The sequence below is a fragment of the Kitasatospora sp. NPDC007106 genome, assembly GCF_040634455.1.
Taxonomy (GTDB): Bacteria; Actinomycetota; Actinomycetes; order Streptomycetales; family Streptomycetaceae; genus Kitasatospora; species Kitasatospora arboriphila.
In genome coordinates this window covers 1-1,178 of sequence record NZ_JBEYFP010001358.1, presented here as the reverse complement: position 1 = coordinate 1,178, position 1,178 = coordinate 1, and the positions used below count along the sequence as shown (strand labels likewise).

Below are 1,178 nucleotides of genomic sequence, written 5' to 3'. Positions count from 1 at the left end.
CCAACGCGACGGCCGTGACCCTGAACGTCACGGTGACCGAGCCTGGCGGCCCCGGCTTCCTGACGGTCTACCCGAACGGCACCGTCCGGCCGAACGCCTCCAACCTCAACTGGGCGGCGGGCCAGACCATCGCCAACCAGGTCGTCGTCCCGGTGAAGAACGGCAAGGTGTCGTTCTACAACGCCAGCGGCTACCCCGTGCACGTCGTGGTGGACGTCTTCGGCTACCAGGCGCCCTGACCCACCTGACCGACCCACCTGACCGACCCGGCGGCCCCGGCGCCGAGCACCCGCTCGGCGCCGGGGCCGCCGTCGTGGGCGGGACCGCGCGGGCGCACTAGGCTCGTGCGGCGTGAGCACCGAATTCCCTGAGCTGTACGGCGCCGCCACCGGCGTCGGGTCGCTGCCCGGTACGGACGCCCGGGAGGCGGCCCGGACGGTGGTCGGCGCACTGGAGCACCTGCCCCACCTGCCGGAGCTGCCGGCCCGCGGCCCCGGCGCCGACATGATCGGCCGCGGGGCCGGTCTGCTGGTCGAACTGTTCGCCCAGGTGGAGCCGAGCGGCTGGCGGTTCGCCGACCGGCCCGGGCGCGACACCCGGCGCGCCCACTCCTGGCTCGGCGAGGACCTCGACGCCCTGGAGGAGTTCACCCAGGGCCACGAGGGCCCGCTCAAACTGCAGGCCGTCGGCCCGTGGACGCTCGCCGCCTCGGTGGAGCTCAAGCACGGCGAGAAGGCCCTCGCCGACCCCGGCGCCTGCCGGGACATCGCCGAGTCCCTCACCGAGGGACTGCGCCGCCACCTCGCCGACGTCCGCCGCCGGGTGCCGGGCGCGCAGCCCGTCCTGCAGCTGGACGAGCCCTCGCTGCCCGCCGTGCTGGCCGGCGCGGTGAAGACCGCCAGCGGCTTCCAGCGGCTGCGCGCCGTCGACCGGCAGGTCGCCGAGGAGGCGCTGCGCTCGGTGATCCGTGCCCTGGACGTCCCCGTGGTGGTGCACAGCTGCGCCCCCGGCGTGCCGATCCCGCTGCTGCGCCGGGCCGGGGTGGCCGGAGTGTCGCTGGACTTCTCGTTGCTGACGGGGCGTGAGGACGACGACCTCGGCGAGGCCGTCGAGGCGGGCACGGTGATCCTCGCCGGTGTCGTGCCCTCCACCGACACGGCTGTGTCGGACCCGGCCGG

2 protein-coding genes are annotated in these 1,178 nt (G+C 75.4%); both read left to right on the top strand.

Annotation, left to right across the window (positions count from 1 at the left end):
* A partial coding sequence (locus ABZ641_RS38475; protein ID WP_359989323.1) for a hypothetical protein occupies window positions 1-239 on the top strand: 239 nt, incomplete at its 5' end.
* Between the two features lie 112 nt (window positions 240-351).
* On the top strand, window positions 352-1,178 hold an 827-nt coding region (locus ABZ641_RS38470; protein ID WP_359989321.1), incomplete at its 3' end, for a methionine synthase.